Source organism: Paenibacillus sp. MAHUQ-45, from assembly GCF_058133325.1.
In genome coordinates this window covers 39,121-64,834 of sequence record NZ_JBYUPV010000015.1, presented here as the reverse complement: position 1 = coordinate 64,834, position 25,714 = coordinate 39,121, and the positions used below count along the sequence as shown (strand labels likewise).

Annotated in this window: 20 protein-coding genes; 4 read left to right on the top strand and 16 right to left on the bottom strand. The window is 50.6% G+C overall.

The genetic code is table 11. From position 1 onward, the window contains the following. Window position 1: 1 nt before the first annotated feature. The 8 genes from pulA to AC3Y23_RS25350 form a co-directional block, all read right to left on the bottom strand. A complete protein-coding gene (gene pulA / locus AC3Y23_RS25385; protein ID WP_379204367.1) occupies window positions 2–2,401 on the bottom strand; it encodes a type I pullulanase in 2,400 nt (799 codons plus the stop codon). Window positions 2,402–2,805: 404 nt separating this feature from the next. Beyond that, window positions 2,806–4,518, bottom strand: a complete 1,713-nt coding sequence (gene ptsP, locus AC3Y23_RS25380; protein ID WP_379204365.1) for a phosphoenolpyruvate--protein phosphotransferase — start codon at window positions 4,516–4,518, stop codon at window positions 2,806–2,808. Continuing rightward, the gene (locus tag AC3Y23_RS25375) at window positions 4,511–4,786 is read right to left on the bottom strand and encodes an HPr family phosphocarrier protein (protein ID WP_175374104.1); all 276 of its coding nucleotides are present in this window, start codon (window positions 4,784–4,786) and stop codon (window positions 4,511–4,513) included. The genes ptsP and AC3Y23_RS25375 overlap by 8 nt, the downstream gene beginning before the upstream one ends. A gap of 93 nt (window positions 4,787–4,879) precedes the next feature. Continuing rightward, window positions 4,880–6,937 (bottom strand): glucose-specific PTS transporter subunit IIBC, encoded by a 2,058-nt coding sequence (ptsG, locus tag AC3Y23_RS25370; RefSeq protein ID WP_379204362.1) that lies wholly within the window; start codon window positions 6,935–6,937, stop codon window positions 4,880–4,882. Between the two features lie 257 nt (window positions 6,938–7,194). Further along, window positions 7,195–8,073 (bottom strand): glucose PTS transporter transcription antiterminator GlcT, encoded by an 879-nt coding sequence (glcT, locus tag AC3Y23_RS25365; RefSeq protein ID WP_379204471.1) that lies wholly within the window; start codon window positions 8,071–8,073, stop codon window positions 7,195–7,197. Window positions 8,074–8,192: 119 nt separating this feature from the next. Continuing rightward, window positions 8,193–8,846 (bottom strand): YIP1 family protein, encoded by a 654-nt coding sequence (locus tag AC3Y23_RS25360; protein ID WP_379204359.1) that lies wholly within the window; start codon window positions 8,844–8,846, stop codon window positions 8,193–8,195. A gap of 120 nt (window positions 8,847–8,966) precedes the next feature. Next, a complete protein-coding gene (gene floT / locus AC3Y23_RS25355; protein WP_379204355.1) occupies window positions 8,967–10,535 on the bottom strand; it encodes a flotillin lipid rafts scaffold protein FloT in 1,569 nt (522 codons plus the stop codon). Continuing rightward, on the bottom strand, window positions 10,535–11,071 hold the full coding sequence (locus AC3Y23_RS25350) for an NfeD family membrane protein (protein WP_379204353.1): 537 nt from the start codon (window positions 11,069–11,071) through the stop codon (window positions 10,535–10,537). Before AC3Y23_RS25350 ends, floT begins: the two co-directional genes overlap by 1 nt. A 228-nt stretch (window positions 11,072–11,299) precedes the next feature. Here AC3Y23_RS25350 and AC3Y23_RS25345 point away from each other — a divergent pair, with 228 nt between their 5' ends. Continuing rightward, entirely contained in the window at window positions 11,300–11,905 is a 606-nt protein-coding gene (locus tag AC3Y23_RS25345; protein ID WP_379204469.1) for a DJ-1/PfpI family protein, read from the top strand. 69 nt (window positions 11,906–11,974) lie between these two features. Here the strand turns inward: AC3Y23_RS25345 and AC3Y23_RS25340 are convergent, their stop codons facing one another. The 4 genes from AC3Y23_RS25340 to AC3Y23_RS25325 form a co-directional block, all read right to left on the bottom strand. Next, the gene (locus AC3Y23_RS25340; protein ID WP_379204351.1) at window positions 11,975–13,138 is read right to left on the bottom strand and encodes an iron-containing alcohol dehydrogenase; all 1,164 of its coding nucleotides are present in this window, start codon (window positions 13,136–13,138) and stop codon (window positions 11,975–11,977) included. A gap of 245 nt (window positions 13,139–13,383) precedes the next feature. Then, a complete protein-coding gene (locus tag AC3Y23_RS25335) occupies window positions 13,384–14,964 on the bottom strand; it encodes a UDP-glucose--hexose-1-phosphate uridylyltransferase (protein ID WP_379204349.1) in 1,581 nt (526 codons plus the stop codon). A 13-nt stretch (window positions 14,965–14,977) separates the two neighbouring features. Then, window positions 14,978–15,964: a UDP-glucose 4-epimerase GalE gene (gene galE, locus AC3Y23_RS25330; RefSeq protein ID WP_379204347.1), complete on the bottom strand. Its 987-nt coding sequence runs from the start codon at window positions 15,962–15,964 to the stop codon at window positions 14,978–14,980. A gap of 2 nt (window positions 15,965–15,966) precedes the next feature. Beyond that, on the bottom strand, window positions 15,967–17,145 hold the full coding sequence (locus AC3Y23_RS25325) for a galactokinase (protein ID WP_379204345.1): 1,179 nt from the start codon (window positions 17,143–17,145) through the stop codon (window positions 15,967–15,969). 215 nt (window positions 17,146–17,360) lie between these two features. Here AC3Y23_RS25325 and AC3Y23_RS25320 point away from each other — a divergent pair, with 215 nt between their 5' ends. Next, on the top strand, window positions 17,361–18,245 hold the full coding sequence (locus tag AC3Y23_RS25320; RefSeq protein ID WP_379204343.1) for an AraC family transcriptional regulator: 885 nt from the start codon (window positions 17,361–17,363) through the stop codon (window positions 18,243–18,245). Between the two features lie 137 nt (window positions 18,246–18,382). Here the strand turns inward: AC3Y23_RS25320 and AC3Y23_RS25315 are convergent, their stop codons facing one another. From AC3Y23_RS25315 to AC3Y23_RS25305, 3 genes are read right to left on the bottom strand one after another with little or no spacing between them, the layout of a single operon-like run. Beyond that, complete coding sequence (locus tag AC3Y23_RS25315; RefSeq protein ID WP_379204341.1) at window positions 18,383–19,129, bottom strand: NAD-dependent protein deacylase; 747 nt, start codon at window positions 19,127–19,129, stop codon at window positions 18,383–18,385. A 32-nt stretch (window positions 19,130–19,161) separates the two neighbouring features. After that, the gene (locus AC3Y23_RS25310; RefSeq protein WP_379204339.1) at window positions 19,162–19,929 is read right to left on the bottom strand and encodes an HAD family hydrolase; all 768 of its coding nucleotides are present in this window, start codon (window positions 19,927–19,929) and stop codon (window positions 19,162–19,164) included. Between the two features lie 26 nt (window positions 19,930–19,955). Next, entirely contained in the window at window positions 19,956–20,723 is a 768-nt protein-coding gene (locus tag AC3Y23_RS25305) for an alpha/beta hydrolase (protein WP_379204337.1), read from the bottom strand. A 179-nt stretch (window positions 20,724–20,902) separates the two neighbouring features. Here AC3Y23_RS25305 and AC3Y23_RS25300 point away from each other — a divergent pair, with 179 nt between their 5' ends. Beyond that, a complete protein-coding gene (locus AC3Y23_RS25300) occupies window positions 20,903–21,940 on the top strand; it encodes an acyltransferase family protein (protein WP_379204335.1) in 1,038 nt (345 codons plus the stop codon). Between the two features lie 386 nt (window positions 21,941–22,326). Continuing rightward, window positions 22,327–24,012, top strand: coding sequence for a dihydroxy-acid dehydratase (ilvD, locus tag AC3Y23_RS25295; RefSeq protein ID WP_175374088.1), 1,686 nt, complete (start codon window positions 22,327–22,329; stop codon window positions 24,010–24,012). A 183-nt stretch (window positions 24,013–24,195) separates the two neighbouring features. Here ilvD and AC3Y23_RS25290 read toward each other — a convergent pair whose 3' ends face one another. Beyond that, window positions 24,196–25,590, bottom strand: a complete 1,395-nt coding sequence (locus AC3Y23_RS25290; protein ID WP_379204332.1) for a polysaccharide deacetylase family protein — start codon at window positions 25,588–25,590, stop codon at window positions 24,196–24,198. Window positions 25,591–25,714 lie beyond the last annotated feature (124 nt).

The following is a 25,714-nucleotide window of genomic DNA, read 5'->3' as shown; positions in this document are numbered from 1 at the left end:
GTTAAATCATCAATTGCAAATGTTCAACGGTCGCCTCACCGTTCCCTTGTTCACGCTCCAGAATCAGCACCCGGATAACAGCTTCCCCTGGGGGACAGTCAATAAAGCGATCGCCTTCTCCGTCTTTCTCTTCCCAGTCATTCAGACGCAGAATGTAGCCGATAGATTCCACTTCCGGCATCACTTCTATGCGGGCTACCGCGCGTCCATCCTCTAGATTCCGAAAATCACACTGACCGTCTTGAATGCCGGTATCCCATACCCACAAGTTCCAGCCCCGGTAATCGCCATCCGGTCGCTCATAATGCACCTCGACTGTCTTGGACCGGGGAGCAGGTTCTCCATACACATCGTATAGCACCATCATGGACAGCCCTTCAATCTCCACCTCGCCGCCTTCAATCAGCCGGAAAGCATCTTGACCGGCAGAAGAGTGATCCACCACTACATTCCAGCGTTCAGCGACATTTGGAAGACCGAGGGTTACAGCCCCTGGATTGGCGTTAAAAATAACAACAATATTCCGCCACGAGTCGCCCCCCGCATGATTCTTGAGTATATAGGATACAATTCCGCTGTCACAGCGTAGAATTTCCAGACAGCGTTCAATCTCCTCACGTCCGTGAAGACGGAAGGCCGGATGGGACCGCCGTAAGGCAATCAAGCCTTTATAATATTGAAATACAGGTTTGAATACCTGCTTGTTACCCCAACGAATCCCATTGATCGCATCGCTGCTCCGGTAGCTGTTATGGTCGCCATATTTGCTGCGCAACAATTCATCTCCGGCATGGAGGAACGGTATACCCTGTGAAGTCAGCACAATCCCATTGGCCAAAAGAGAACGGCGAACCGTTTCATTCTTCAAAATGTCCCCTTTGTCCACGGTAACATAGGGATCTGCCAAGGCGACAGCAGCCTCTACACTGCCTCCATTCTTCAGCCTACCGTTCTCCAGTTCCGGCAGAGCGGCATTTTCGCGCAAACCTTGAACCGTCAATATTTTATCCCACAAGTTCAGGTTGTCGTGCGCTGTAGTATAGTTCACTGTTTCCACTGGCGAGTCGGCAAAATCATAAATCGCCCCCTGGATACCTGACGCAATCTCGCCTTCCTTACCACATTCTCCGGTGGCAAACCCCTTGCCCCAGCCGTCACTGTCCCCTTTGATGGCCGAACGGAAGTTGTCGTTGAACACGGCGTAGCCTTTGCCCCGCTGCGCACCCTTCAGTGTCTTGTCCGGCAGCGGAGAATCTCCGCCTGTCCATGGCTCGCCGTACAAGAGCAGCTCAGGATTAATCTCCAGCCGCAGCTCCTCGGCAATCTCCCGCATCGTTACACGGTCCATCAGTCCCATAAGATCAAACCGGAAGCCGTCGATATGATATTCTGTTGCCCAGTAGGCCAGAGAGTCTTTAATATATTTGCGCACCATCGGACGCTCCGTAGCAACTTCATTTCCTACACCTGAACCATTCGATAATTGACCATACACATCACGGCGGTAGAAATAATCCGGTGCCAGGCCATCAAAGGGTCCTTTTTCCACCGAAAATGTATGATTGTAGACTACATCCATGATCACAGAGATCCCGTGACGGTGCAGCGCCTGCACCAGTTCCTTGAGTTCAAGGATACGGGCTACCGGATCAGAAGGATTGGTACTATAAGAACCTTCCGGTACATTATAATTCTGTGGGTCATAACCCCAGTTATAGTCGGTAAAATGCGGTTCTGCCGCATTGGGGCCATCCTGCTTCAGTTCGTCAACTGTCTGATAATCGAACACTGGCAACAAATGCACATGAGTGATGCCCAGCTCAACCAGGTGGTCAATGCCGATGGCATTACCGTCAGCATCAGTCAGCCCATTCTCAGTGAAGGCTTTGAAAAGGCCCTTATATTTCATGCCCGAGCTACTATGCGAGGAAAAATCACGCACATGCAGCTCATAGATAACAGCATCCGCAGGGTGAGCCAGCGTCGGCGAGATATCGCTGTTCCAGTTCAGGGGATCAGTATCTCTCAGGTCCACAATGGCTGTCCGCGTACCATTGGCCGATACGGCCACTGCATACGGGTCCACAGCCTCCCGGATGGTTCCATCCGAGAAAACAGCCCGATACATGTAATACTTCCCTTTGACATCACCGTGAACCGTGGCTTGCCATACGCCCGTATTGTGACGCTGCATCTGAATGATCTTACCATTGTCCTTGATGCCGCTTCCAGCTTCCAGAAGATTATTATTGCCACCGGTCTCATACAACACCAGGGATACGGCAAATGCCGTAGGGGCCCAGACTTTAAATAGGCTGCTCCCAGGTGTATACGTCAGACCCAAATCCTTGCCCTCGTAAAGTTCCACCGCAGATTCTGCATTTATATAATTGCTGTTCATTCGTAATCACCATCCTGAGTCACTCCCTGTCCATATAGCGAGGAGCTTATAAGTCCATATATTTCCATTAGACGCCATCTTAATACTTGCACTGCTCTGCAAGACATCTATAAGAAATCTGGTATTGCTTCTGCTCATGACTCGTTGGCCCCTACATATTACTATAATATGTAACCGTAAGTTCACATGTCTGGGTGTATCACTACTTCCTACCTACTACTATACTATCGACGTACACCTCTGTGCACTTAAGTTGTCTAGAAAGTATAACGTCCGCCGGATGGCTGATACCAGAAGTAATTTCATAACGCGGGCGGAGCACCTAAATCAATAAAAAAACCGGCCCCAAAGGGCCGGTAAAAGAAGTCGGAAAAGTGAGTAAAACGGGAACTCCTTAGCGAATCTTACTTGTTGATACTTTGCACCAGTGCAGCCACTTCTTCAGCGGTACTTAGTTGCAGCGCTTGAGTAGCTAATTCCTTCATGTCGGCTGCGGACAGCTTGGAAATCTGGCTGCGCGCCGGCAGGATAGAGGTTGCACTCATACTGAATTCATCAAGACCAAGACCTAGCAGCAGTGGAATCGCTGTGCTGTCGCCAGCCATTTCGCCACACATGCCGGTCCACTTGCCTTCGGCGTGGGCAGCATCGATAACGATTTTGACCAGGCGCAGAATGGCCGGGTTGTACGGTTGATACAGGTAGGATACTTGCTCATTCATCCGATCAGCAGCCATTGTGTATTGGATCAAATCGTTCGTTCCAATACTGAAGAAGTCCACTTCCTTAGCGAACTGGTCAGCCAGCACCGCTGTGGATGGGATCTCCACCATAATGCCGAGCTGGATGTTCTCAGAAACTTCCTTGCCATCAGCAACCAGCTTAGCTTTCTCTTCCAGCAGCAGATCGCGGGCTGCACGGAATTCACCGAGCGTAGCAATCATCGGGAACATAATGCGCAGATCGCCGTGTACGCTTGCTCTCAGGAGCGCGCGGAGCTGTGTGCGGAAGATATCTTGACGGTCCAGACAAAGACGGATCGCACGGTAGCCGAGGAATGGATTCATTTCCTTCGGAAGATCCAGATACGGCAGTTCCTTGTCACCGCCGATGTCCAGGGTACGCACAACAACCGGCTTGCCTTTCATGTTCTCCAGCACTGTGCGATACGCATTGTACTGAACCTCTTCGGAAGGCAGTTTGTCACGGCCCATGTAGAGGAATTCCGTACGGTAAAGGCCTACGCCCTCCCCGCCGTTGTCGATAACTCCGTTCACATCGTTCGGAGTTCCAATGTTCGCAGCCAGTTCAACATGCTTGCCGTCCGCCGAAACGGTCGGCTCATCACGAAGCTTTTTCCATTCTGCAATTTGCAGATTGTAAGCTTCCTGCTTCTTCTTATATTCAGCAACTTCGTCGTCAGTTGGGTTAATAATAACATCCCCGTTAAGTCCGTCCACGATCACAAGATCGCCAGCCTTCACCTGGGAAAGAACATTCTTGGTTCCCACTACCGCCGGAATCTCCAGCGAGCGGGCCATGATCGCTGAGTGAGAGGTGCGTCCACCAATGTTGGTGGTGAAGCCTTTGACATACTGACGATTTAGTTGCGCCGTATCCGAAGGCGTCAAATCTTCAGCAATGACAATGGTCTCTTCGCTGATCTCAGCTGGGCTGATATAGTGAATACCCAGCAAATGGTTCAGCACACGCTTGGTTACATCTCGCATGTCGGCAGCGCGTTCCTGCAGGTACGCACTCTTCATGTTCTCGAACATTTCAATAAATTGTGCGGCAACCACGTTCAATGCATAATCCGCATTGACCAGTTCCTCACGAATTTTATCAATAACAGGGCTTATCAGCTCTGGGTCTTCAAGAATCAGCAGATGTGATTCGAAAATCTCCGCTTTCTTCTCGCCCAGTTCAGCCAAAGTGCGTTCCTTGATGGCCGTAAGCTCGGCTTTGGACTTCTCCAGTGCATCATTCAGCTTGGCAACTTCCGCTTCAGTATCGGTGATGACAGCCTTAGTAATGGAGTAATCCGGGTGTTCCAGGATAAACGCACGGGCTACTGCAATCCCTGCTGAAGCCGCGATTCCTGAAATCTTACTCATGAACTTCTCCCAGCCCTTCTTTAACCATGATTTCTTGAAGTGCGTTCAAAGCCTCTGCTTCTTCGCTACCTTCTGTAATCAGGGTCAAGGTGTCGCCAGCTTCAAGACCAAGGGACAATACACCCAGGATCGATTTCAGGGTTACTTTCTTGCCTTTAGCTTCCGCAAAAGCTTCAGTACCTTTGAATTTTGTAGCTGTATTCACCAGCGCTGTTGCCGGACGAGCGTGAATTCCATCTTCGTCAATAATTCTGAATGTTGTTTGCATAATATCCAACTCGCTTTCTAGGTATAAGTTAATTTATGGTGAAAGACCTTGCACTCCCTTTAAATTATAAAGGAAGTGCTAGGCCATTGCACATTACTGTATGGTAATAATATCCTTGTCGCCAATAGATACCTTGCCTGGTTTCTTGAGCGTAACCGAGGAACCTTCAGGCAGATTGGAGAAAATAACCGGTGAAATAACGGAAGGTGCATGAGCCTTCACATACTCCAGATCCACTTCCATAATCGGCTGTCCGGCCGCCACAAGATCTCCTTCTTCTACAAGAATAGTGAAGCCCTGTCCTTTCAGCTTGACGGTATTCACACCGATATGAACAAGAACCTCCTTGCCTCCATCGGACATGATGCCGATGGCATGCTTGCTCGGGAATACGTTGAATACTTTACCGTAAACCGGTGAAGCGATTTTACCGTCATCTGACAGGAAGGCGAAGCCATCACCTGTCATTTTTTGCGAGAACACGGCATCTGGCACCTGCGTAATATCTAGCAGCTCCCCGTTTACTGGAGACACAATATCCTCTGGGATAATGCCCTCGCCCTCTTCACCGACTTGCTCCTCAATCACTGGCTGCGGCGCAGCTGTGACCGGAGAAGGTGTTCTGCCGTTAATGACATCCTGAATCTGTGACTTGATTGTATCGGAACGAGTGCCGAAGATTGCTTGCACGTTGTTACCGACCTCCAGCACACCAGAGGCGCCCAGCTTCTTCAGCCGGTTCTTATCGACCCCACCTTTATCCTTGACCTCGACCCGTAAGCGGGTGATGCAGGCATCCAGATGGGTGATATTCTCTTTGCCGCCCAGGGCGGCCAAAATATTGCGTGGGAGATCATCTCCGCTAGTAGACACGCTGGCCGTATTGACCTCAGCGCTCTCTTCACTCTTGTCTTCACGACCCGGTGTCTTGAGATTGAACTTGCGGATAACGAACCGGAAGCCGAAGTAGTAAATCACTGCGAGAACCAGTCCTACCGGAATCACCAGCCACCAATGTGTACGGTTCGGAATAATTCCGAACAGCACATAGTCGATAAAACCGCCGGAGAACGTCATCCCGATCTTCACATTCAGAAGATGCATGGTCATAAAGGAAAGTCCTGCGAATACGGCGTGTACCGCGAACAATAGCGGAGCTACGAACAGGAATGAGAATTCCAGCGGTTCGGTAATCCCCGTCAGGAACGAAGTCAGCGCGGCAGAGATCATTAAGCTGCCGACAACTTTCTTGTTCTCTGGTCTTGCTTCATGGTAGATCGCCAGCGCCGCAGCCGGAAGTCCGAACATCATAAACGGATATTTACCTGTAGTAAAAGTACCCGCTGTGAACGGCACACCATCGCGAAGCTGCTGCATGAAGATGCGCTGATCGCCGCGAATCAGGTCGCCAGCTTTATCCACATAGCTGCCAAACTCATACCAGAACGGCGAATAGAAGATATGGTGCAAGCCAAACGGAATGAGCGAACGCTCGATCAAACCGAAAATAAAGGCGGCTAGTGTCTTGTTAGTATCGATCATACTTTGCGATACATAGTTCAAACCGTGCTGAATCGGTGGCCATATTAGCGTCAAGACAAGGCCAAGGATCAGCGACGTCACCGCAGTCATGATTGGAACGAAACGCTTACCCGCGAAAAATCCGAGGTAGGATGGCAGCTCGATTTTGAAAAACCTCGTGTACATTGATGCAGCTAGAATCCCGACGAGAATACCGCCAAAGACCCCGGTTTGCAGTGTTGGAATCCCTAACACATTAGCATAGGCAAAGTTGCCCTGTTTGAGTACGTAATCATTAACGCCTACTACCGTACCCATCGTAATGTTCATAACGAGATAACCAATGATCGCTGCAAGTCCCGCCACGCCTTCACCGCCAGCCAAACCAATGGCTACACCGACTGCGAATAGCAGCGACAGATTGTTAAAGACTACTTGCCCCGAGTTCATCAATACGTTAGCGATGGCTTGCACTACGCTATTCTCCAGCGCAGGCACGTATTGAAGGAAGTCAGGGTTCACCAGCATATTGCCGATCCCAAGAAGGAGGCCAGCCGCAGGCAAGATCGCCACTGGAAGCATCAGCGCTTTGCCGACTCTTTGCAGGACGCCAAATAGCTTTTTGAACATTGTGGTCACTTCCTTAGTATCTTAATGTCCATTCAACAGAAGCCAACAAAGTCAAAAAAGGCATGAGCAATACAGCATACAGGTTGTAGTCTAACCCTAAAGTTAGATTACCCCAACAAGGGGTTAAACAACCAAAATACTGTAAATCACTCATGCCTGATCGAATCAGTTACACGTTGGATATTCTGTTTTGTTACTTAACTGAGAACAGTTTAGCACCGTTTATTCGAACTTGCAAGTCACTTTTTTAAAAAAACTCATTGGTCGCCAGTACTCCGCCGCATATCTGCCTCATCTTCTTTTTTCTGAGCCAGGCGCTGCAGATGTATGGTCAGATAGCTAACCTCTGCGGGATATACGGGAATGCGCATACGCTGCTCGATTACCTTGGTTAACTTCCATGATAACGAATACATCTCAGGATACTCGCGTTTCATAAGTCCATCCAGCGACGACGTCTCCCGTACCGCCTCACCCCGGCGCAACCTCTCCAGCACAAACCGCAGATGGGTCACCAAGCGGGAGTAATCCAGCGATTCGCGCGGAATATGATACTCAAGGATGTTCTCTACCAAATTCACAAGATCCCCGATGAGCTGGGAATGCTCCTTGACCTCCGAGATATGTCTGTTGCTGATCGCACTAACAATATGCAATGCAACGAAACCCACCTCATCTGCCGGGAGCGTAACGCCCATGGCCTCGTTAATCCGGTCGATCGCATATTCAGCCATGCTGTATTCCTCGGGATAAATCTCCTTGGTCTCATATAAAAACGGATTATGAATAGCAATATCTTGTTCATGGCGACGTATGGCAAATGAGATATGATCGGTAAGGGCAATATGAATATGCTCATTCAGCGGCTGACGGCTGCTGTGCATGATGTGAAGTACAATCTCCTGAACAACCTCAATCAGTCTCTCTTCGACCTGAGGAACGAGCTGTTTATATTGTTCCTGCTCCTCACGACTGCGAAGAATGAACATCTTCTCTACGGAGGACAGATTAATATGATCGCGTACTTTGCGGTTAAAGCCAATCCCCTTGCCAATCACGACTACTTCGGCATACTGGGGATGATCGGCAATGATAACATTGTTATTCAATACCTTGGCTACGGTGATGCTGCTCAATAAAGACACCTCTTTTAGTTCTGAATCCCCGCTGCTGACAGCAGCCATATCGTTAAAGGGCACGAGTAGATTATACATGTGTAGCCAACCCTACAGCAAGGCTTCGGGAAAAGAAGGGCCTACTGCACCACTAGCATTACAAGGAAAAACAACACAAGTAGGATCAGGAAGGGCATTACACTGCTGAGTAGTGCTTTCCAGGCAGAGAAACGGTGTGCTTCTCCAATGGCCTTCATGGTGATTATGAAACTCCAGACTCCAAGTACAAACTCCAGGACTACGCAAATAAAATAAACGGCCGTTGCGGCCAAGTTGCTCTCCAGCGTCGGCATTTCCGAGGTAAACATCTCTTTGCCAAGGAATAGCAACTCCGGAACCCATAGCACCCCAAGCAGGACTGCTGGCATAAACAATCCTCGCGCCAGCGCCGTCTGCAGCTCTGCCCGGCTGCCTTGGCCTCCCAACCATCCGCCGATTATTTTCAGCAGGAAGCTGCTAACATAAAGTGCAAACAGCCCGCCGACAATGCCCGCTGGAATGGACATCAGGAAGATCGTGGGCAGCGACATTTCGTCGCCGAGGTTCTTGGAAGATGCACGCCCCAGCGCACTTAGGAATCCACCGGCCATAGACAGCCAAATCATATTCCGGCGCGGGTTAGCCGAATCCAGAAATCCTCGGATCGTTCGGCGCGGTGCAGTCCAAACGGCCAGCCATGGCGTCAGACTGGTCTTGGCTGGTCGAGTGTTGTTAAGATCTAGCTCAGTGTTCATTAATTAAGCTCCTTCAGGTGTCTTGTTATGTATGCACGGACAGGGATTAGATCGTCAGAACAACAAAATATGTCCGGCAAATTGCCGGACATATTTCACTGCAACTATATTAAGTATTCTCTACTCTCCAGGTTTTTCCTCTAAGACTGTTTTGAAATTTGTGACAGGTGCCTGAACCGAAGTTACTGGAGTCACGGCAGACACTGGGCTAGTGTTACCCGCTGATGCTGGAGTAGCTTTGCGAGTTAGTCCCTTGATCAACTCTTCCACATCAATCCCGGAGACGCTCTTCAGCATTTCAGGCGCAGTGGACATGAGCTGGGTCACATAGTTGCTGACCCGGGCTGCGCCCTCGCCGTTGCCAGTATCGACCACAGTTAGCTTGTCGATCGATGCCAGCGGCTCGGCAATTTTGCCTGCCAGTTCCGGCAACATCTTGACGATAATGTCCAGCACGGCTGCTTCGCCGAACTTCTGGAATGCTTCCGCCAGCTTCTCCTTGGCTTCCGCTTCCGCTAGACCGCGCAGACGGATAACTTCGGATTCCGCTTTACCTTTGGCCAGCTCCGCATCCGCAATCGCTTGACCCTCAAGCCGCTTCTGCTCTGAAGTCGCCTTTGCCTGCGTCTCAATGCTGTACTGCACCGCATCGGCCTCGCGCATTCTTTTCGCCTTATCGGCTTCTGCCGCTTGCTCTACCGCGTAACGGTCTGCCTCAGCCTTCTTCTTCACTTCCGCATCATATTGCTTCTCGCGGACTTGAATCTCTTTCTCCTGCAGGTCGATTTCCCGCATTTTACGAACGAGCTCAACCTTCATCTGCTCTTCCACCACAGTTTGCTTGGCGCGCGCTTCCTGAATGTGGTACGCCTGATCAGCTTCCGCCTTCGCCGTGTCCTGATCGCGTTTGAAGGCCGCTACCTTCAACTGATTCTCCTTGGAGGCCTCAGCAATATTCGTATCACGCAGCAGTTCCGCCTTCTGTCCTTGCTCCTCGGCGTTGGCCTTCTGGATACGCGCATCCCGTACGGCTTCCGCTTCAGCGATCTCCGCATCCCGCTTCACAGCAGCAATTCGCGGCTTACCGAGTGCATCCAGATAGCCGTGCTTATCGCGAACATCCTTAATAGTAAAGGAGACAATCTGCAGACCCATTTTCTTAAGATCGCGTGCCGCTACACCCTGTACTTCCTGTGCGAAGCGGTCCCGGTTACGGTAAACCTCTTCAACGGTCATTGTACCGAGTATGGCCCGTAGATGTCCTTCCAGCACTTCCTGGGCTTCGCTCTTCAGCGATTCAATCGGCTTGCCCATGAACTGCTCGGCAGCGGTCGCCACATCTTCAGTGGAGCTACCAACCTTGATAATGGCTACGCCGTCGGCGATAACCGGCACCCCTTGCTCTGTATACACTTCCGGTGTCGTCACATCGAGCTTATGTGATAGCAAGGACATGAATTCAGCCTTCTGAAAGATTGGAAGAATAAATGCGCCGCCCCCGCGGACAATCTTGATTTTCCGGCCGGAGCCATCATCGGAAATATGATTATTGCCAAGAAATGAACCTGTAACGATCATTGCTTCATCCGGTCCCACCGTTTTGTAACGGGCCCAGAAAGCTATACCAAGCACCAGCAGAACAGCAATTACCACAGCAGGAATTAACAAAAAGTCAGGTATGCCGAACATTAAATATCCACTCCTCTTCCCTCATCAAATTCTGTTACCAGCGCTACACCCTCGTTGACATCGACCACAACAACCTTCAATCCGGCCAATAAAGGGCGATGGTCGAAGCTGGACGCCGTATGCAAACTGTTACCAGCTCCGAATTTTACCATGATCTCCCCATAACCCTCTGCCGGGATGGGAACCGTAATCTCCCCGATCATTCCTGGCAGATCCCGCATGGAAAAACCATTTGAGGTCTGGCTCTTATCCATTGGTTTCACGAACCCCAGGAACAAGAGCACCCCCATGAATGCAGCAGTCAGCAGGGATAAAGCGACAATCGGCCCGTCATCAAGTGTGCTGTAGCGGGTTAGCAGAATGCCTGCGCCGCCGAATACGGTCACTACCCCTGCCAGGACGGTGGGATTAAGAAAATCAACGGACACAATATCGAATATCCCATCCAGTGCACTTCCGATCAGATCTCCCACCAACACGCTGACTATGGCAAAAATGACGCCTAGCGCCAAGCAGCCCAAATACAGCGTTTGCATAGTCTTCTCCTCCCGTCTTTGTTCCGGACTGTCATACTACATTAAACGTAAAAAGTTCGTCCTTGGTTTCACAAACTTTGGATTATTTTCTAATAATCCCTTTGAATACGCTTGTATTTCCGATTTCAATTGCAAACCTAACCCTTTAGAGCGATAGTCTAACAACTATTATTATAATACAATATGCACGAACCTATATTTTCAATTAGCAAAATCCATGAAGAGGTGATGAACGTGAACGTACGTACAGTAGGAATTTTCCTGTTTGATGATGTTGAGGTACTCGATTTCGCCGGACCTTTTGAAGTATTCGCCGTCACCGTTACCCAGCGTTTCACGCCCGAAGCCTTCGCGCCCTTCTCTGTTACGACTGTTTCTGAACAAGGGGGAATGATCACTGCCCGCAATGGACTAAAGGTCACCACCGATTACAGCTTTTCAAGTGCACCTGCATACGACATTCTCGTCATTCCTGGAGGGATAGGTACACGTAAGGAAGTGGATAATCGGAATGTGATCTCCTGGATTAAGGAGAAATTTCCGGAGGTAGAGCTTATGACCTCGGTATGTACAGGGGCGTTCTTGTTGGCGGAAGCCGGCATTTTGGATGGCAAATCCGCTACTACCCACTGGGCTAGCATCGAACGAATGAGAGAGACTTACCCAGCGGTTAGAGTCGAAGAGAATACGAAGTTTGTGGATGCTGGAAGGATCGTCACCTCAGCAGGTATATCTGCAGGCATTCATATGGCCTTTCATGTCGTTCAGCGACTGCTGGACACAGCTGTGGCGCAAGACACAGCTAAACACATGGAGTACGATATTCATTTCTAATCTTATTTAAAAAAGCAGCCTAGGCTCTTAACAAGCCCAGACTGCTCGCACCACATGGAGACGCTTGTCTTACAGCGCCATTGTATAAATCTCTACAACATCCTCACGGTTCAATTTGCGGAAGTTGCCGAAAGGCCCAAAACGCATCGCCTTATCCGCCATCACGCCAATTTGGCTGTCGTCGATTTCGTAATCGGCCAGTGTTTTTGGGGCCCCGATGGCATCCCAGAACCGGCGCAGCGCTTCAATGCCCTCGAGTCCAATCTCTTCGTCAGTCTTGCCCTCAGGGTTCACGCCAAAAGCATTAACCGCCAGCTTGCGGAAACGTGCCGGGTTGGTGGCGAGGTTATATTTCATCCATTGCGGGAACAGAATCGCTAGTCCGCCGCCGTGTGGAATGTCGTATACCGCAGAGACCGCATGCTCAATGTTGTGTGTGGCCCAGTCGCCGGCAAATCCCATGCTGACCATTCCGTTCAGTGCCATAGTTCCACAGTAGAGGATCGTCTCGCGAAGCTCATAGTTCTCCAGATCTTCCACCAGTTTGGGACCTGTCTCAATCACTGTGCGGAGCAATCCTTCGCAAAATCCGTCCTGTGCGAGAGTATTGCCATCGGTATGGAAATAATGCTCCAGCACGTGGGACATGATGTCCACCATGCCATACACAGTCTGGTCACGCGGCAGGGTAAAGGTATGCACAGGATCAAGAATAGAGAATGCAGGGTAAGCATGGATGCTGCCCCAAGCCAATTTCTCCTGTGTAACTTCGTTTGTAATCACAGAACCGCCGTTCATTTCCGAACCTGTAGCTGCGATTGTCAGAACCGTACCCAGTGGCAGTGCAGCTTGCGGTGCCGCTTTGCGTTCCAAGAAGTCCCACATATCGCCGTCATACTTGGCACCAACTGCAACGGCCTTCGCACAGTCGATTACACTTCCCCCACCCACAGCCAGGATGAGATCAATGTTGTGTTGATGACAGAGCTCCACCCCTTTATGTACTGTGGAAAGACGAGGATTCGGCTCAACGCCGCTAAGCTCAGTAATCTGCACATCCAGCTCCTTAAGATGAGCTATAACTTTATCGTAAAGACCGCTGCGCTTGATGCTGCCGCCTCCATACATCAACAGTACGTTCTTTCCGTACTTGGGAACTTCATTACGCAATGCTTCCAAGGTATCCCGGCCAAAGATCAGCTTCGTCGGGTTATAGAATTCAAAATTCTGCACGTGTACAGTCCTCCGTAAGTTCATGAATTGGTAATGCACCCACTATTATAGTCCTCTGCCAGTCTCCTTTCAAATCAGTAACGAAAATAACCAAATATAAAAATAGCAGTACCACCTAAACAGTAGCTGTTCCACTTGTCGTGAGGCGGTATTCCTCAAGAAAAGCACAACAAACGCAAAAAAACAGGGATGCTACAGGAGTCTACGACTCCCAAGCATCCCCGCCTATAAGGTTAATGAATAGATTACTGTGCGCCAAAGCTGCCGACAAATCTGCGGAAAGCCGCTTGACCTTCCGGCGTACGCTTGTAGACACCAGCATGCTCAAGAATTTGTGTGAATTTGATGCCGACTTCGTTCTGCACCGTCTTCACAGCAGCTTCCCGCTCCAGGGAAGTACCGAAACGCTCTACCAGTTCCTCTACCCAGGCGGCATGTAGCGCCAGTGGGTGATCAGTATTGCCTTTAAGCGCCTCGCGAGAAGCCGTATCTCCGGCTAGAATGCCAGCAATGGCATCCAGCTCTTCCTTCAGGCGGCCAGGCAGAATCGCCAGACCCATGACTTCGATCAAGCCAATGTTCTCTTTCTTGATATGGTGCATCTCCCGGTGCGGGTGGAAAATCCCCTCAGGATACTGCTCGCTGGTCCGGTTGTTGCGCAATACCAGATCCATCTCGAAGCTTCCATCTTCACCGCGACGTACAATCGGCGTAACCGTATTATGAGGCTGCTGCTCGCCATCCACTTCGCTGAATGCGAAGACTTCGGCTTCAGGATCGCTGTAAGCTTTCCAAGCTTCATAAATAGCATTGCCGCATTCCAGCAGTACGGCCGGGTCTTGGCTGTTCATACGCAGCACAGACATCGGCCACTTCACAATGCTGATGCTGACGCCCGGATAGTCCGGATGATTGAAGGTATCTTCCTTCGGTGCCTTCTGGATCGGGAATGTATGACGTCCACCCTGGAAGTGGTCATGCGTCAGGATCGAACCGCCGACAATCGGCAGATCGGCATTGGAACCGATAAAGTAATGCGGGAAAGACTCCACAAAGCCAAGCAGGCGCTTCAGCGTATCCTTCGTCAGCTTCATCGGCACATGGTCATGATGGAACACAATACAGTGCTCATTGTAATAAACATAAGGAGAATACTGGAACAACCATTTCTCCTTATTCAGTTCCAGCGGAATAACGCGCAGATTCTGGCGTGGCGGGTGGTTGACCCGGCCGGCATAACCGACATTCTCACGACAGAGCAGGCATTTCGGATAGACTGGCGGCGGAAGCAGCCGGGCCATCGCGATTTCCTTTGGACTTTTCTCTGGCTTGGACAGATTGATCGTCATCTCGATGTCTCCGTAAGACGACTCCTGCAGCCAGTAAACGTTCTTGGAAATACGATCCATGCGGATATAATTGGAATCAATGCTCAATTTATAGAATCGATCCGTTGCAGCTTCAACACCCTGTTCCTGTCTCAGAGTATTGAACTCCTGATTCACTTCCGAAGGACGAGCCATCAGTTGGCCCATAATCTTAGCGTCCAGCAGATCACGGTAAGTATCGCTGTTCTCTGGGAATAAGCCGATTTCGAAGCCGTAGTCGATCAATTGGTCCAGCGGACCCTGCGGGCCTTCCAGCACCGCCTGATCCACTTCTCCGGCAAAAGGCTCAGTGAACCCAAACTGGTCCAGTAACAGGTTGCGACTATAATCAACATCCGCAGGTTTGATGAGGTCTTGCCGCAGGGCGAACAGAACCAACTGCTCAATAGCATGCAGTGCCTCTTGCCCAGAGGCAGCCGTTATCTTCTCGTTGTCCATTTCAAATTCTCCTTTATTCCCCGTACCCTTGCGGATTAGCCGAATGCCAGTTCCACGCACTTTGGATGATGTTCTCCAGATCCGCATGCTGCGGATTCCAGCCCAGTACAGAGCGTGCTTTCGCCGATGAAGCCACAAGTACGGCTGGGTCTCCAGCCCGGCGTTCCTGAATGACTACAGGAATTTCTAGACCGGTTACTTTCTTGGCTGTTTCAATCACTTGCTTCACGGAGAAGCCCAGACCGTTTCCAAGGTTGAAAACGTTGCTTTCGTTTCCGCTGCGCAGATAGCTCACTGCACGCACATGGGCGTCAGCCAAATCACTAACATGAATGTAGTCACGTACACAGGTTCCGTCTTCTGTCGGGTAGTCGTCACCGAACACGGCGATGCTCTCACGCTGCTTCAGTGCAGTTTGCAGCACCAGCGGAATCAGATGGCTCTCTGGACGGTGATCTTCTCCGATCTTACCACTGGCATGTGCGCCTGCGGCGTTGAAGTAGCGCAAAGCCACGTATTTGATGCCGAGTACTTTATCGAACCAGGACATCATGCGCTCCATGGTCAGCTTGGTCTCACCATAGACATTCGCAGGCTCAGTGCGGTCAGTCTCTTCAATCGGCACCTTTTCCGGTTCGCCATAGGTCGCAGCCGTGGAGGAAAAGACGATTTTGTCCACGCCTGCCTTCTGCATAGCTTCGAGCAGACATTGAGTGCCGTAGACGTTGTTGTCATAATATTTAACCGGGTCCTTCATGCTTTCGCCCACCAGGGAACTGGCCGCAAAGTGAATGACCGCTTCAATATTGTTCTCGGAGAACAGCTTCGCCAGCAGTTCCTTGTCACGCAGGTCGCCTTCGTACAATTTGCCACCCAGTAGTGCCTCGCGGTGTCCTGTCAGCAAGTTGTCGATGACTACGACTTCTTCGCCGCGCTCCAGAAGCTCAGCTACCGTGTGGGAGCCGATATACCCGGCTCCGCCCGTTACCAGAATCGCCATGTTTACTTCTCTCCCTTCAGTTCTTCCACGCCATTGCCGATGCCGCATACATAGAACTCGCCGGTCAGACCGGATCTTTCCTTGTAAGCCGCGCCTACTTCACTAATAAAGCGTTCTACGTCATCTTCATGCACCAGGGATACCGTACAACCGCCGAAGCCTGCACCTGTCATACGCGCGCCAAGTGTGCCTGGAATGCGCTGTGCTTCTTCTACCATGATATCAAGCTCTGCACAGCTAACTTCATACAAGTCACGAAGTGAAGCGTGCGAATCGTTCATGTACTGTCCGAACTGCTTCAGATCGTTGTTCTTCAGCACCTCTACCGATTCAAGCACACGCTGGTTCTCTTCCACAACGTGACGTGCACGGCGTCTTACCGTCTCGTCAGCAATCTTATCCTGATGAGTCTCAAACTGCTCACGGGTGAGCTGGGCCAGATAGGACAGAGATGGAACTTCTTTTTGCAGAATGGACAGGGCTTCATCACACTGCTGACGGCGTTCATTGTACTTGGAATCCACCAGACCTCTGCGCTTATTCGTATTGCCGATGATAAGTTTATAAGAACCGGTCACGAAAGGCACCAGGTTGTATTCAAGCGTATCGCACATGAGCAGAATGGCATGATCGCGCTTGCCGTTGGCAACGGCGAACTGGTCCATGATTCCGGAGTTCACGCCAACATATTGGTTCTCAGCACGCTGGGAGAGCAGGGCAATCTCAACAGTGTCGGTATCGCCGCCTTCGAGCGTCAAGAATGCATAAGCGGTTACTACTTCAAGCGATGCGGAAGAAGACAAGCCTGCTCCGTTCGGGATATCCCCGTGGAACAGCAGGTCGTAACCTTTAGTCAGCGGCAGGTTCTTTTTCTGCAATTCAACCATTACGCCGATCGGGTAATCCACCCACTCACCAGTCTTGTTCTTGCCGATATCGCTGAAATCTATAGATGCTTCATAAGGGAAGTTAGTCGATGCAAAAGTGACCTTGCTGTCACTGCGCGGACGCACGATCAGCGTGGTACCGAATTCAAGTGCTGCGGGAAGCACATATCCACCGTTGTAATCCAGGTGCTCACCAATAAGGTTGACACGGCCTGGTGCGTAAAACACGCGTGCTTCCTGGCTGCTCTCCCCATATTTTCCGATAAACGTCTGGCTAAGTTGCTGTATGCTCATAAATGCCACTCCATCCTTTCACTGTTTGCGATCGCGGGATTTGGTAATGCTTTCTTTCTGCTTATATTATAATAAAATCAGACTTGGTCTGATAATGCAATCATGTGTGTAATGTATGGATATATGTGACTTTTCCGGATATAATCAATATTAAAAATAACGCCTGCTAATCAACCATATTTCTGAGCGGCCGACAAAAGGGGTTGTCCTGCCTAATGGATTCATCCAGTTCCAATTCATATACCTATTCCGTTGGCTCAAATCCCGTCTCTTACGACAGCCAACCGCTGCATGTACTGTTTGCCGGCGAGAGCCAGACGCTGCCGCTGCATCAGGCTGGCCCCAAGATCTACGATTATTATCTGCTGCACTTCATTGAATCAGGGTCGGGCAGCTTTCATACAGAGCAGCACAAGTACGAACTGGGCGAAGGGGACTGCTTCCTGATCCATCCTGCCCAGTTGGTTAGTTATATCTCCGATCCGCACCAGCCTTGGCGCTACCGCTGGGCAGCTTTTACCGGAGCGGAGGCCGACCGGCTGGTACAGCAGGCCGGCTTCAGTCCAGACACGCCAGTACTATCCTCTGCTGAGGGCAGCGTGATTCCCGAGGCGCTGGCCGGGATGATGGGCGCCTTCAATGCCAACCGGGAGAGCGCGCATCTCACCTCGCTGGGCTATTTGTATCTTATTATAGGAGAAGCAGCAGAGCGTTTATCCTCTCACTCGCGTCTACCTGGTGTGGGATCACAGGTGCAGCGAACCGTGAAGCAGATGATTCACTACATGTCCTCCCAGTATGCCCACCCTGTCTCTATTGAACAAATGTGCGACAGTCTGGGCTATAACCGAGCCTACCTGTCCCGAGTATTCAAGCAGGAAACCGGCTTGTCCCCGGTGACCTACCTGCTGAAGCTGCGTATCGATAAATCCAGGCAATTGCTGCGCGAACGCCCGGAGCTGTCTGTAGAGCAGGTGGCAGCCTCGGTCGGCCTGACAGACGCGCTATATTTCTCGCGCCAGTTCAGACGCTTTTGCGGCCAGTCCCCGACGGCTTACCGCATTGCCACGGCGAGACCTGGAGACAAATCCTCACGCTAGCCCTTGTCCTCAAATCTCAGCCCTGACACTAGAACAATAACAGCCCGTTTCTGTACAAGGAAACGGGCTGTTATTGTTCCTGCTGTAATTCCTTTAGGTTAAGACTACGCTTGAGCTTCAGTGCCACCTTTGGGGAATCAAGACTTTCGCAGCAGCGAACTCACCTTGCCAAGCGCCTCACCAATACGGTCTCTAACAATAAGATTCACTTGACGGTCATATGGCGTAGGTTCACCATTCAGCAATACTGTATGTCTTCCACGAAAATAAGTAATCAGGCTAGCCGCCGGATACACGGTCAGCGAGGTGCCGCCAATCAGCAGCAAATCGGCCCCCCGGATGGCCTCCACACTCTCAGTCAGCACTATTTGGTCCAGTTCCTCTTCATAGAGCACCACATCCGGCCTAATAATGCCGCCGCAGTCCGGGCAGCGGGGCACGACCTCTTTGCTCTCCATAATCTGCTCCAGACCGTAATATCGGGCGCAAGCCATGCAGTAGTTCCGGTGAATCGAGCCGTGCAGCTCCAGTACCCGGCGGCTGCCCGCTTTCTGATGCAGGCCGTCAATATTTTGCGTAATGACAGCCTTAAGCTTGCCTTGCTGCTCCAGCTCTGCCAGTAGGAGATGCGCCCCGTTCGGCTGAGCCTGTGGATGAATCATTTTGCTGCGATAGAAATCAAAAAAAATGTCCGGTGAGGACATAAAAAACGTACGGCTGAGCATCACCTCGGGAGGATATGGTGACTGATGCTCGGTCTGATACAAGCCTGCCGCAGAACGAAAATCGGGAATTCCGCTTTCTGTGGAGGTACCCGCTCCGCCGAAGAAAACTATAGATTCACTGTCATTGATCCAAGAAGTCAAGGTCTGTAATTGATCCATGGGCATTCAGTCCATCCTTTCTATACTGTAGTTTAGGAAGAAATCCGAAGTTCATGGAAGCCCGATATCACGATATCGGCATCCAGCAGATGTGCGCTTCCGCCGTCTTGACCAGCAATACCGATGGCCAGGGAGACACCTGCGCCTTTGCCGGTCTGCATATCCGCATTACTGTCCCCGATCATCACGGCCTCACCAGGACTCAGGCCAAGCTCGCGGCAAGCCCTCTCCGCCATTTCGGGGTCCGGTTTGCCGTTTACCACATGGTCTCTCGTTACCACCGTCTGAAAATAAGGTGCAATTCCAAGCCACTCCAACTGCTCAGCCGTCGTCTTGACTCCATCCGAAGTCACTACCCCCAGCTTCAGCGAGGCATCCGCACATTGCTTCAGGAAGGGCAGCAGCCCCGGCAGCGGATACGCCGCCTGTCTCTTGCGCAGCTCATTCATCGCTTCCTTGACGATGTGCTTCACCTTAGCTACGGCTTCGTTCCACGAAAGGCCTGAGGCATACAGATGCCACGCCAGCAGCCCCTCCGTTTCTCCCGCTGTTGCCATGGGGAGCGGTCCGGAGGGATCGTAGCCAATTACTTTCCCGTTGTCATCATGGATGGTACCGAGCAGTCCAGATATTCCGCCTTCCAGCCTTTTCCCCCTAATTGCCAGCTGTGTCTCCATCCCGCGCAGTACCAGTTCCGCCCAAAGTCCCCATGTAGCCAGAAGATCCAGCAACGTTCCGTCCTTATCAAAGAGAATGCCCTGGCAAGGAATAGTCGTATGATTCACATGTAATAAAGGCATGTTGTCATTGTCCCCCAGTCTATGGGTTAACCCAGATTACTCAACCAATCGAGCAGTGCGCGAACCGTGCGACTCTGCTGCTCTTCCTCGGAGATTGTGGCTTCCCCGTCTCCCTTTTGCTTACCATAACTACCAAACTGGGCATGATTTCCACCCTCCACGGAGTAATAAATGGTATTGTCCGGCAGATAGGAGCGCCCTTTGCGGTAGTTGGTCCTATTGATTACCCCATCCTCCGTACCCAGGATCGACAGAACCGACAGTGTTGTTGCTTTCAGACTGCCTTTCTCATCCGGATAGGACGCCAGAAAGAACACGCCCTTTAGTTGACGGGGATGCTCCGCGGCATAACGGGATGCCATAACGCCTCCCAGGGAATGCCCGCCGAGTACAAACGTCAGCTTGGGATGCACACGGATAATCTCTTCTGCGGCATCAGCCTTCGTCACTGCAAGATTAAGCGGCATCTTGGCGATATACACCGGATGACCAGCCAAGGCGATGGTCTTCGCGAGCGGAGAGTAAGCTTCCGCTTCCACCAGCCCGCCAGGATACAGGATTACTCCTGCGCCTGTGATAAGTCCCGGTTCAAAAGAAATCCAATTGTCGTTCTGTTCTACCGAAATGCCTCCGCCCGAGATAAGAGCCGTTTCGGCGCTCTGCTCAGGCGCATAGGGCGTCAAATATCTCCACAGAAGCAGGCCCGCAGCGGCGAGAATGATTAATAGGATGACGAACACGCGGCGTTTCGTTATTTTACCCTTCACATATGTCACTCCCGGCTGGTTCTGCATATACTGCTTCCTCTTAATATGAAAATTATAGTTGAATCGTTGCTTTCAAACAACCTTCAACACATCGCCACATTCATTTTGATGACAACGCTTACGCTAGTGAGATTAATCACAATTCAAAGAAATGGAATACGGTATTTTAAAATTAAAGTAATGGATACACTTGGAGGGACATCAGGATGGGAGACGACGCTCTGGAAGCACGCGGGGAGACCTTTTTTCTGAATCTGCGCTTTATGCTTATTGTCACTGTCTTCGTCGGGAATGCCATTGAACCGCTGGTGAGCGGGGTGAGTGTTATGCATCAACTATATCTGTGGATTTTCAGTTTCCATATGCCGCTCTTCGTACTCGTAACCGGGTATTTTGCCCGGAAAAATCTATACGGAACCGCCGGTCGCCGGTTGCTTCTGCAAATCGGATTGCAGTACATTATTTTTCAAAGTCTATATTCCCTGCTCGACAGTAATTACTTCCATGTAAACGGTATTCAGCATTCCTTCTTCGCGCCTTATCTGCTGTTATGGTTTCTTGCGAGTCACGCCTTCTGGCGGCTGCTGATGATTGGAATGAGAGGATGGAAGTTCCGCGCACAGCTAGCTTTTGCCATCATCGCGGGTGTGCTTGTGGGATACCTCCAGCTTGACGGCGTCTGGTTCAGCATTAGTCGCACCTTTGTATATCTGCCCTTTTTCGTGATCGGCTATCACTTTTCGTTTCCCGCCTTCCTCCGCATATTTCGCAAGTGGGCCAAAGCCTCTGCCTGCGTCTGCTCTATCCTACTGCTTATCCCCCTGGGATTATGGGGAACAACTCTTCCACACGGCTGGTTGTATGGATCAATGACCTACATGCAGCTTGACCATCATGAATGGTATGCCGGACTGTACCGTTTGGGACTTTACGGTTGGCAATTGGCAGCTTCCCTTACTTTTCTGGGATGGGTCCCTTACCGAATGAGCCGTATGACTGACTGGGGACGCCGAACGCTATATGTATTCTTGCTTCACGGATTTATTATCCGCTTAGCTGTGGTATCAGGTATATATGATGCTATCAACGGCGCTGCAGGAATTACAGTACTAATTGGTACGGCTGTATTACTGACTATTCTGCTGGCTCAGCCCGCAGTGAAACGCCTCTTGCACCGTCTGGTAGAGCCTTCAGTCAGTTGGATGGTTCACCTGCAACGCGAAGCTTTGCGTCGGTCGTTATAAAAAACTGGTTGGCGTATATCCAGCATCCAAAATAGAATATGAGATCGCTCCTTCTGTCAACAACTGTATTGGTGAATATCCATATCACCGGAAGGAGCGGTCTTTTTGTCTTGAAGAGCAGATATCCTTGACACAAGATCGGTAGAAAAAACTACCCGTTTGTGATAGACTCACTATTAACAATGACGAGTTCGGCTTCGGACAGCCGTCATTCACAGTCATCATAGGCTCATTGCAATCAGTTATAGAAACGGCTTCCCCTCTTCTCTTTGTAAGAAGCTGGACCCCGTTAATTCTATAAACCGCATCTCGTTGCCTCTTATGAGTGCAATGCGTTAATGCGCCACTATATCAGATTTAGCAATTTACTAGGGGGGAAATTCATAATGGCAGTCAAGAAAAAGCGTTCAGACATGATCACCAAAGGTTTCGACCGTGCCCCGCACCGCAGTCTTTTGCGTGCAGCCGGTGTAAAGGAAGAAGATTTCGGCAAACCGTTTATCGCGGTCTGCAATTCCTATATTGATATTGTACCGGGCCATGTACACTTGCAGGAATTCGGTAAAATCGTTAAAGAAGCTATCCGCGAAGCCGGTGGCGTACCGTTCGAGTTCAATACAATTGGGGTAGACGACGGGATTGCCATGGGACATATCGGCATGCGTTACTCCCTGCCAAGCCGTGAGATCATCGCTGATTCCCTGGAGACAGTTGTATCTGCTCACTGGTTCGATGGTATGGTCTGCATCCCGAACTGTGACAAGATCACTCCTGGTATGATGATGGGCGCTCTGCGTGTCAACATTCCTACGATCTTCGTCAGCGGCGGCCCGATGAAGGCTGGCGTGGACAGTAAAGGCAAGAAGCTCTCCCTGACTTCTGTATTCGAAGGCGTTGGCGCACACCAAGTTGGCAAAATCAACGATGCAGAATTGCTTGAACTGGAACAATACGGCTGTCCGACATGTGGATCATGTTCCGGTATGTTCACAGCTAACTCAATGAACTGTCTGGCTGAAGCGATGGGCCTTGCCCTGCCGGGTAACGGTACAATTCTGGCTGTAGCTGAAGAACGTAAAGACTTTGTACGTAAATCGGCGAAACAATTGATGGAACTGATCGAACTTGATCTGAAACCACGCGATATCGTAACTATCGAATCGCTCGATAACGCCTTTGCACTGGATATGGCTATGGGCGGTTCCACCAACACTGTACTTCACACATTGGCCCTGGCTAAGGAAGCTGAAGTGGATTATCCACTGGAGCGTATCAACGAAGTGGCTAACCGGGTACCTTATCTGGCTAAGCTTGCTCCTGCCTCCGATATCTTCATCGAGGACGTAGACCGTGCGGGCGGCGTTAGCGCCGTACTGAACGAATTGCTGAAGAAGCCAGGCGCATTGTACGGTGACTGCATTACCGTTACCGGCAAGACACTGGCCGAAAACGTAAGAGGACATGAGATTAAGGATACTTCCGTTATTCATACGCTTGATAATCCTTATTCGGAAGTTGGCGGCCTGGCTGTACTCTACGGTAACCTGGCACCGGAAGGTTCCATTATCAAGGTTGGTGCGGTTGACGCTTCCGTAGGCGGCTACCACAAAGGTCCAGCAATCTGCTTCGATTCTCAGGAAACTGCGCTGGAAGGCATTGCGAACGGTAAGGTTAAAGAAGGCCACGTTGTGGTTATCCGTTACGAAGGTCCAAAAGGCGGTCCTGGTATGCCAGAAATGCTGGCTCCTACCTCCCAAATCGTGGGCATGGGCCTTGGCGCCAAAGTCGGCCTGATCACAGACGGTCGTTTCTCCGGCGCATCGCGCGGAATCAGCATCGGGCACATTTCTCCAGAAGCAGCTGAAGGCGGACCGATTGCCTTTGTCGAAGATGGCGACATCATCGAGCTGGATCTGATCAATCGCAAGATTGAGCTGCTGGTAGACGAAGAAACCCTTGCTACCCGCCGAGCAGGCTGGAAAGGCTTCGAGCCGAAGGTGAAGACTGGTTACCTCGCTCGTTACTCCAAGCTGGTTACCAACGCTAGTAATGGCGGCGTGTTGAAAATCTAATTACGTCTCAGGCCATGCCAGAACGTAATTCTACATCAAAAGTGGTCCCTCACAGCATTCACCATGCTGTGGGGGACCTTTTTTTTATGCAACTAAATATAAAAAGGGAATGCCTTTCAGCCAAGTTTCGTTGGTCTGAGGCATTCCCTTTTTCCATGATTCAAACTATAATTTCTCTGTGCTTTAATGAACAACAGTTGCACCCGGCAACTCTACTTCATCCAGCGCATTGCTACGATCTATCTCTTCTTCCCTCAGTTCCCGTTTGCGGTTCGCGCTGCGCGGCTGCATCTTCTGATCATGCCGCTTCAACAGTTCAGACAGCGGCATCAGGATGAGCTTAGGCACAAGCACCTCAGTCCGCTCCTTCAGTCTTGCTCCACCAGCCGGATGTATTACGCTTAACAAAAGACTCAGGTAGAGCTTACTAGAGCGGGCGAACCAGCCGTCTGGCATATCCAGTACCGTGAAACCGAACTTCTCCGGTCCCCGATTGATCATGCTGACCCCATATAAAGCCTTGGCTTCCAGAAGGTCTTCGTCATGGGCAATCTCTTCCGCAAGCACCGGCATATCCTTCTCCATCCGGCGAATCATACGGATCGCAAGCTGAGCCGAAGAACGGGAATGCATCCCAAGCTCGAACAGCTCCCGATTATCGACATGTAGCTCGATCACCTTGTCACCTTTGCTTAGCGTGGTTCCATCATCCAAAGTGATCGGTTGTCCCTGATACTTACGCAGACGATAATGTAGGAAAGGCTCGGCCGGTGAAAGAGTTCTTAACTTAAACAGAAATTGAAATAATTTCTCCCATCCTAGCCACAGTCCCACAATCAGGCGTTTTCCGAAGGAAATTTGCTGAATGGACGATTTCTCAGCCGTCTTGATCATTTGGTCAATACGGATGCTACGCAGGCCGCGTTTTTGCGCTTCCTCCAAGGTTCGCTCCAAGGCAATCAGCATCAGTCCTGGAGCATCAGGATCGGCACCGAGCGTCGCACCGCTGTCATGCAGGAGCATCACTTCGCCGGGATTAAGGCGGGCGAGCATTTTCTCCGTAAGCTTCTCAGCCCCTTGCTTCTCGCGCCAATCGCCGAACATCGCTGACCACAATACAATCTTCACACGACGACGCTTCGAGAAATCGAACAAATTCACAATTCCCCAAGGCGGACGATAGTAAGTGCTGTGTTCCCCGGTAATGCTGTAAATAATTTCGTCTGTGCGCTGGATCTGTTTGCTTACCGTTGCCGGACGCATCAGCCAGTTGGTCTTGTGCACATAGTTATGAATACCGATGAGATGGCCCTCCGCATGAATACTGCGGATAAGGTCAGGATAAAGCTCTGCATGGGATCCCACCACGAAAAAGGTCGCCTTAGCGTCATAACGCCTCAGAAGTTCAAGCACCTTCGGCGTAAAACGAGGATCCGGCCCGTCATCAAAGGTCAGCGCAAATTCATGGCTTCCAGTTCCTTTACGGAACACGCGGTAACCGAAAATACGGCTGATAATACCGGGTATAAAGGCATAGAAAGATGAGATGTAAAACAACCAGAGCAGCAAAGTCTGCATGTCTATTCCCCGCTTTTCCAGAGTTGACTTTGGCTCGCCTTAGGTCTGCAAGCAGATACAGCGATACGGCCAAGTGTGTATAGCTTTAACCGCCTTTTTGCGGATATGTATCATCGTCACAAAA

Excerpts from the sequence above, each read along its gene's own strand:
- pulA (WP_379204367.1), bottom strand. The coding sequence starts at position 2,401 with ATGAACAGCAATTATATAAATGCAGAATCTGCGGTGGAACTTTACGAG.
- ptsP (WP_379204365.1), bottom strand. The coding sequence starts at position 4,518 with ATGAGTAAGATTTCAGGAATCGCGGCTTCAGCAGGGATTGCAGTAGCC.
- AC3Y23_RS25375 (WP_175374104.1), bottom strand. The coding sequence starts at position 4,786 with ATGCAAACAACATTCAGAATTATTGACGAAGATGGAATTCACGCTCGT.
- ptsG (WP_379204362.1), bottom strand. The coding sequence starts at position 6,937 with ATGTTCAAAAAGCTATTTGGCGTCCTGCAAAGAGTCGGCAAAGCGCTG.
- AC3Y23_RS25360 (WP_379204359.1), bottom strand. The coding sequence starts at position 8,846 with ATGAACACTGAGCTAGATCTTAACAACACTCGACCAGCCAAGACCAGT.
- floT (WP_379204355.1), bottom strand. The coding sequence starts at position 10,535 with ATGTTCGGCATACCTGACTTTTTGTTAATTCCTGCTGTGGTAATTGCT.
- AC3Y23_RS25350 (WP_379204353.1), bottom strand. The coding sequence starts at position 11,071 with ATGCAAACGCTGTATTTGGGCTGCTTGGCGCTAGGCGTCATTTTTGCC.
- AC3Y23_RS25345 (WP_379204469.1), top strand. The coding sequence starts at position 11,300 with ATGAACGTGAACGTACGTACAGTAGGAATTTTCCTGTTTGATGATGTT.
- AC3Y23_RS25335 (WP_379204349.1), bottom strand. The coding sequence starts at position 14,964 with ATGGACAACGAGAAGATAACGGCTGCCTCTGGGCAAGAGGCACTGCAT.
- galE (WP_379204347.1), bottom strand. The coding sequence starts at position 15,964 with ATGGCGATTCTGGTAACGGGCGGAGCCGGGTATATCGGCTCCCACACG.
- AC3Y23_RS25325 (WP_379204345.1), bottom strand. The coding sequence starts at position 17,145 with ATGAGCATACAGCAACTTAGCCAGACGTTTATCGGAAAATATGGGGAG.
- AC3Y23_RS25320 (WP_379204343.1), top strand. The coding sequence starts at position 17,361 with ATGGATTCATCCAGTTCCAATTCATATACCTATTCCGTTGGCTCAAAT.
- AC3Y23_RS25315 (WP_379204341.1), bottom strand. The coding sequence starts at position 19,129 with ATGGATCAATTACAGACCTTGACTTCTTGGATCAATGACAGTGAATCT.
- AC3Y23_RS25310 (WP_379204339.1), bottom strand. The coding sequence starts at position 19,929 with ATGCCTTTATTACATGTGAATCATACGACTATTCCTTGCCAGGGCATT.
- AC3Y23_RS25305 (WP_379204337.1), bottom strand. The coding sequence starts at position 20,723 with ATGCAGAACCAGCCGGGAGTGACATATGTGAAGGGTAAAATAACGAAA.
- AC3Y23_RS25300 (WP_379204335.1), top strand. The coding sequence starts at position 20,903 with ATGGGAGACGACGCTCTGGAAGCACGCGGGGAGACCTTTTTTCTGAAT.
- ilvD (WP_175374088.1), top strand. The coding sequence starts at position 22,327 with ATGGCAGTCAAGAAAAAGCGTTCAGACATGATCACCAAAGGTTTCGAC.
- AC3Y23_RS25290 (WP_379204332.1), bottom strand. The coding sequence starts at position 25,590 with ATGCAGACTTTGCTGCTCTGGTTGTTTTACATCTCATCTTTCTATGCC.